7 protein-coding genes and 1 tRNA gene are annotated in these 6514 nt (G+C 42.8%); 5 read left to right on the forward strand and 3 right to left on the reverse strand.

All coding sequences use genetic code 11. The features are described from left to right. Together Q0Z55_RS12325 and Q0Z55_RS12330 are read left to right on the forward strand one after the other, a co-directional pair. Positions 1 to 2406, forward strand: a 2406-nt coding sequence (locus Q0Z55_RS12325; protein WP_297429201.1) for a response regulator, incomplete at its 5' end; no start/stop codon positions are given. A gap of 9 nt (positions 2407 to 2415) precedes the next feature. Continuing rightward, positions 2416 to 2844 (forward strand): hypothetical protein, encoded by a 429-nt coding sequence (locus Q0Z55_RS12330; protein ID WP_297429204.1) that lies wholly within the window; start codon positions 2416 to 2418, stop codon positions 2842 to 2844. A gap of 37 nt (positions 2845 to 2881) precedes the next feature. Here Q0Z55_RS12330 and dapE read toward each other — a convergent pair whose 3' ends face one another. The 3 genes from dapE to Q0Z55_RS12345 all read right to left on the reverse strand — a co-directional run bounded on the left by dapE (position 2882) and on the right by Q0Z55_RS12345 (position 5232). Further along, positions 2882 to 4015 (reverse strand): succinyl-diaminopimelate desuccinylase, encoded by a 1134-nt coding sequence (gene dapE / locus Q0Z55_RS12335; RefSeq protein ID WP_297429207.1) that lies wholly within the window; start codon positions 4013 to 4015, stop codon positions 2882 to 2884. Between the two features lie 114 nt (positions 4016 to 4129). Next, on the reverse strand, positions 4130 to 4270 hold the full coding sequence (locus Q0Z55_RS12340) for an entericidin A/B family lipoprotein (protein WP_297429209.1): 141 nt from the start codon (positions 4268 to 4270) through the stop codon (positions 4130 to 4132). Positions 4271 to 4383: 113 nt separating this feature from the next. Further along, the gene (locus Q0Z55_RS12345; RefSeq protein WP_297429212.1) at positions 4384 to 5232 is read right to left on the reverse strand and encodes a DUF1853 family protein; all 849 of its coding nucleotides are present in this window, start codon (positions 5230 to 5232) and stop codon (positions 4384 to 4386) included. 81 nt (positions 5233 to 5313) lie between these two features. Between Q0Z55_RS12345 and Q0Z55_RS12350 the strand changes: the two genes are divergently transcribed. The 3 genes from Q0Z55_RS12350 (at position 5314) to Q0Z55_RS12360 (ending at position 6514) form a co-directional block, all read left to right on the forward strand. Beyond that, on the forward strand, positions 5314 to 5709 hold the full coding sequence (locus Q0Z55_RS12350) for a YbaN family protein (protein WP_297429217.1): 396 nt from the start codon (positions 5314 to 5316) through the stop codon (positions 5707 to 5709). Further along, a complete protein-coding gene (gene elsL, locus Q0Z55_RS12355; protein WP_297429220.1) occupies positions 5699 to 6226 on the forward strand; it encodes a cell wall-recycling L,D-carboxypeptidase ElsL in 528 nt (175 codons plus the stop codon). The genes Q0Z55_RS12350 and elsL overlap by 11 nt, the downstream gene beginning before the upstream one ends. 212 nt (positions 6227 to 6438) lie before the next feature. After that, positions 6439 to 6514, forward strand: a tRNA-Val gene (locus Q0Z55_RS12360).

Genomic DNA, 6514 nt, shown 5'->3' on the forward strand with positions numbered 1-6514 from the left:
ACATCAGATACATCAGATACATCAGATACATCAGATACATCAGATACATCAGATACATCAGAGCTGACCTTAGAGCAAATTGTAGAGCAGAGCTTCTATGAAGAAGCTATTGAGCTGCTTGAGCGTACCGAAACTTTGTTGAGTTTTTGGTTTGAACAGCGCAGTAACCGTAGTTTATTGCTACAACTGCAACGTGCTGCACATAGCCTTAAAGGTGGCGCGCGCATGGCACAAATTGAGCCTATTGCGCAAATCGCTTATCAGCTCGAGACCGTGTTTGAACAATTGGCTGTACATCAAGTCAGCTCCAATGTACATGATAGTTTGCTTGAAAGTACCTTGGTGTGGTTAAGACGTGCAATTTATGAGCATGATTACAGTCATGTTGAGAGTTTGGCACAGCGTTTAAGTAGTATTGAATACGCCAACCGCACTGTTCAGTTGCCAAGCCATGCCACCCAAGTGGATTTCTTTACCCCGCGACCAGAAGAACAGTGGGTACAAGGTGATGGCACAACACCGCCATCGATGCAAGGTGAGTGGCAACATCACAAACAAAGTGACCAAAGTACCGAGATGATTCGTATCTCAGCCGACTTGGTTGAGAAGATGATTGATTTGTCGGGCGAAAATGCAATTAACCGCTCGCGTATCGAGATGGATTTAGCCCAACTCGGCAATTTCCTCAACGAGATGGACTTGACCATTCATCGTCTAGCCGATCAGTTGCGTCGTATGGAAGGCGAACTAGAAAGTCAGATTTTGGCCAAACATAGCAGTGATGAACATTCTTTATATGAGGATTTTGATCCATTGGAAATGGACCAATATTCCTCATTAAATCAGTTGTCTAAATCACTGTCGGAGTCTGCTTCGGATTTGGTGGACTTTAAAGTCACTTTGGCAGAGAAAATTCGTGATGCCGAAGGCTTATTGTTACAGCAATCACGTATTCAGTCTGAGATACAAGAAAGCCTTATGCGTACGCGTTTGGTGCCTTTTACAGGGATGTTGCCGCGTTTACAACGTATTGTGCGTACCACCTCTTCGGCCCTTAACCGTCCTGCGGAATTGGTGGTGTATAACACCGAAGGTGAACTTGACCGTACCATTTTAGAGCGTTTGATTACTCCGTTTGAGCATATGCTGCGTAACGCGGTCGATCATGGTATTGAAAGCCCTGAAGAGCGCCTAAAATTGGGTAAACCAGAAGTCGGTCAAATCGAACTCAATATCAGCCGTCAAGGTACCGATGTTGTGGTGAGTTTTAGCGATGATGGTAAGGGAATTGACGCCAACAAGATTCGTGCAAAAGCAGAAAATTTAGGTTTAATTGGTGTTAATCAAAAGCTTGATCAACAAGAAATTATTCAGTTTATTTTCCACCCCGGTTTTAGTACCGCACAACAAGTCACACAAATTTCTGGGCGTGGTGTTGGACTTGACGTGGTACAAAGCGAGATTCGTGAACTCGGTGGTCATGTCACGGTCGAATCAGTATTAGGTGAGGGAACCACCTTTAGTATTCGTGTACCGACCACGGTTGCGGTGAGTGATGCCTTAATGGTAAAAGTCGGCGATCAACAATTTGCGCTGCCATTGGCACAAATTGATCGTATTGTCCGTATTGCGCCAAGTGCATTAGAAGCTTACTTTGCCAGTGATGCCGATCACTTTAGTATTGACCATGTCGATTACAAATTACGCTATTTATCCGAGTTTGTTGGGCATCAAAATGCGCCACGTTTAAATAATATGGGCACTGCCTTACCGGTATTGCTGATTAAAGGCAGTGCAGGGCAAAGTATTGCCTTGTTGGTCGATCAGTTGATTGGTTCGCGTTCACAAATTGTGGTCAAATCCATTGGTCAACAGTTCTCTAAAGTCGGTGTAATTGCAGGTGCCACCATTTTAGGTGATGGTCAAGTCTGCTTGATTTTAGATGGTCAAAACATTGCCCGTCAGGTACAAACCTCGTTACGTGATACCTCGCAAATGCAAAATTCACGTGACTTTGATGCCACCGATAAACAAAGCCACTTAGTGATGATTGTGGATGACTCGGTCACGGTACGTAAAGTGACTTCACGTTTACTTGAGCGTCATGGTTATGAAGTGATGACCGCCAAAGATGGTGTGGATGCCATGGAACAGCTTGAAAACAGCCGCCCTGATCTGATGTTACTGGACATTGAGATGCCGCGTATGGATGGTTTTGAAGTGACCAATCTTGTGCGTCACCATGAGATTCATCGTGATCTACCAATTATTATGATTACCTCACGTACCGGCGAAAAACATCGTGAGCGTGCGATGAGTTTAGGCGTGAATCACTATATGGGTAAACCGTTCCAAGAAGCAGAGCTATTGGCCCAAGTCCAAACGCTTTTGCTTGCCTCAGCTTAAGGAGATGTGATGCAACAGGTAAATCAACAAGAGCTCCAGCATTTAATTGCAGTCTCGACCGGTTTTATTGATACCTATGTGATTGAATGCCATGACTTGCCACCCATGTTATTGCCGCAAAACATTGTATTGTCTGCACTTGATAGTGCAACCGATGTCAAAACGGTAGATTGGCATGATCTGCAGCTCCCTGTGCATGCGGTTCATCATCCTCAGCATACTAAAGGGGTGGCATTGGTCATTGAAGGCGAAGATACCCAACAGCGTTTTGCATTGATGTGTAACGAAATGCCACAAACCATGCGCTTACGTATCTCAGAAGTGGTCGATGCCCAACAACAGGATCTACCTGATGAGATATTTCAGTATGTCAAAGTGGGTGAGCGAATATTTCATGTGCCTAATTTACAAGCCGTTGAAAAGAAATTAGGTTTATAAATTAAAAAAGGAACTCTACGGAGTTCCTTTTTTTGTGTTAAGTGAGCAGATTTTCTAAAATCTTTTCATAAATTTCCGCTAAAGGTTCTAAATCTTTAACATCGACATGTTCGTTAATTTGATGAATGGTGGCATTAAGCACACCCAGTTCTAATACTTGCGCGCCAGTCGGTGCAATAAAGCGTCCATCCGATGTGCCACCAGAGGTTGAGAGCTGTGCTTGAGTGCCAGTTACATCATAAATCGCTTGTTTGGCGGCATTGACCAATTCACCGACTGGGGTTAAAAACGGTAAACCGGACAAAGTCCATTCAATATCGTACTTGAGTTGATGACGATCCAGAATTTCTAAAGTACGTGCTTGCAATTCATCAGCGGTGACTTCAGTTGAATAGCGCCAATTCGTTAAAATATTCATACTGCCAGGCACTACATTGGTCGCACCCGTGCCTGCATTAATATTAGAGATTTGGAACGAGGTAGCAGGGAAGTAGTCATTGCCATGATCCCAAACCACATCGCATAGCTCTGCTAGAGCTTTAGACGCCCTATGAATGGGGTTAATTGCCAAATGTGGATAGGCAACATGACCTTGTTTGCCCTGAATGGTGAGATTGGCATTTAATGAACCACGACGGCCATTTTTAATCACATCGCCTAAGCTATGCGTACTTGATGGCTCACCCACCAAACACCAAGTCATTTTTTCTTGACGCGCCTCTAAAGCCTCAACCACTTTCACAGTGCCATTGATTGATGGCCCTTCTTCGTCTGAGGTAATTAAAAAGGCAATTGAGCCTTTATGGTTTGGGTGTTTTGCAACAAAACGTTCAGAAGCAACCACCATGGCTGCAAGGGCAGTTTTCATATCGGCACTGCCACGACCATACAGTTTGCCATCGCGAATTTCTGGCAAAAATGGGTCAGAGTGCCAAGCGTCTAAATGTCCAGTTGGTACCACATCGGTATGACCTGCAAAACAAAACACCGGTTCTTGTTCCCCACGACGCGCCCACAGGTTGTCTACATCGGCAAAGCGCATAGATTCAATATGAAAGCCAATATTTTGTAAGCGTTCTGCCATCATGTTTTGGCAACTGTGATCAACTGGCGTGACCGAAGGTTGACGTAATAATTGTAAACTGAAGTCTAAAGTATCAGAGGATTGCATGCCGACTAAATCTATTAATAATGTTTAACTATCATAGGTGAATTTTTCAGCGCTGCGAAGTCGGAACATAAAAAAACCTTATCCAAAGATAAGGTCTTTTGAGGGATATTCAGCTTACATTTTTTCTTGTGTACGCTCAGCCGTTTTGCTAATGCCTTGGCCTGCTTTAGAGACGTCTTTCCCGACCCCTTTAAATGTATTACAACCAGTTAATGCAAATGTCACAAGTAATGTAGCAGCAAGCACTTTTTTCATGGAAAACTCCGTTATTGAAATTGTTTTGATGTTGTTTTGCTCATTTGAGATTAATTTTAGTACTTAAAAAAAAATATGAAGATTGTGTAGTGAAATGTAAGCCTGTGTAAAAATCAAGCGTTAACGCGCATCAAATAAGGCGCTTTTCGAAACATATAATAGTGCTGGTGAAATTGCTGCTTATATAAACCATCGGTCCACCACTGCGCAGTTTCACTACTTGGCTGCAAGTTGGCACAAATCCACTCATGGCGTTGTAAGCGATAATAGCCTAAGCTTTGCTCGGGTTGTTGATGCCCCCAGTGACCTATACGCCGTGCAGGATTGACCCAAGCGGGGAGTGTATGTTGCATATTTTGAGGGAGATACAATTGACCTTTGAGCATACAAAAACGTGCTTCTATATCGTGCTGCAAGGCTTGTTGAAACTGAAATTGTTTTTCGGTGAAATGTAACATTTTACGTGCTAAACGGTCTGAACGATTAAGGCCATACCAATGTTCAAAACGATAATCTGCTTCGGCTAAATAGTATTTTAAGGCAATTTCCCAATGCTCAATCCGTTTAAAATCACGGTGATAAATCAAAAAATCCAATTCACCTAAGGTCTTAGCACCTTCAATGATTTGAATACTATGACCTAAGAGCTGATAAGGGTGATAGGCACTGTCTTGTAGCCAAAACCAAATCAGCATTTCAAAACGTAGCCCTAAACGTGTGCTTTTGAGCTGTGCCACAAATTCCAGTAAAGGCCTAGGATTGACATCAAGTTCACGTAAACGTGGCAAGTAATCTTCAAAATGTTGTTGCCAAATTTCGTCTGAATGTAGCTGAAATTTGTGCGTCAAGACCAAATCGCAAGGCAGAGCACACAGAATATTGGGACTTGCAATGGCAAAACCAAGTTGGCGCACAATCGGGTGATAAAATTGTAGCCATGGTTCTTCATAGGCGGATTGCATGACAATATTCCTTCGCTCAAACTACACAATTGCTTTACATTACACTTTATACTAGCCAAATGACAGTTGTAGGACCGCGCAATGAAGACCCTATTTTGGCGCACTTTGGTGCTGATTTTTGTCGTGCTTGCCGGTATTGGGGCGGTATTGCCGGGCATGCCCACCACCGTATTTTTAATTTTAGCCGCATGGGCAGCCTCAAAAGGTTGGCCACAAATGGATGCTTGGTTACTCAATCATCCCAAATATGGTGCAACTTTACGCCAATGGCGTGAACATGGCACCGTACCGCGTCAAGCCAAATGGTGGGCATCTGTGATGATGCTGCTCAGTGGTATCGTCATGCTATTTACCCCAGCACCATTTTGGGTCAAGGTATTTACCAATATCACCATGTTAACGGTGGCAATGTGGCTATGGCTACGTCCTGAACCGATGAGGGTGCTATGTAAAGAGATGAATTCACATGCAGATTGAAGATGCAGATATTTTAATTGATTTAGCTCAGCAAAGCTTAATACTACCGCGACATCATAAGCAGTATTCGATTTCATCGGGTAAAAATGGCATTGGTGAAACAGAAAATAGCGGTAAGACACCGCGTGGTTGGCATAAAATTGCGCAAAAGTTTGGCACAAATCAAGTTGAAAATTCAGTTTTTATTGCCCGCCAAGCCACGGGTGAAATTTATAGCCCTGAATTGGCCGCCCAGTACCCCAATCGTGATTGGATTTTATCGCGTATTTTATGGTTACAAGGTTTAGAGCAAGGTTTTAACCTAGGTCAAGGGGTCGATACTTTTGCACGTTATATCTATATTCATGGCACACCAGATGATGAACCGATGGGCATAGCCTTATCGCATGGTTGTATTCGAATGCGTAATCAAGATGTGATCGAGCTATATGATTTAATTGCTGAGGATGCGTTAGTTTATATCTCAGAACATGCCATAGAGAGTAATTTTTTTAATCAATCAACAGATTTTTTTTGAAAATTGCATTTTAGAGTCATAAAGACTTAGAAAAAAATCTTCAAGAATTAAATATTTGGGTGAAATTTGCTCGATTTTTCGAGATTTTTGGTCAAAATAACTTATTTTTTAAGCATTCAATGCAAAAAAGCAAAAAACTTCTCGAAAAGCGTTTGACACACTTAAAACTTTCTCTATAATGCACCACATCAAGCGATGAAATGTTTTGAAAAGGGCGCTTAGCTCAGTTGGTAGAGCGTCTGCCTTACAAGCAGAATGTCGGCGGTTCGATCCCGTCAGCGCCCACCA

The sequence above is a fragment of the uncultured Acinetobacter sp. genome (assembly GCF_947626835.1).
In the GTDB taxonomy this organism is placed as follows: domain Bacteria; phylum Pseudomonadota; class Gammaproteobacteria; order Pseudomonadales; family Moraxellaceae; genus Acinetobacter.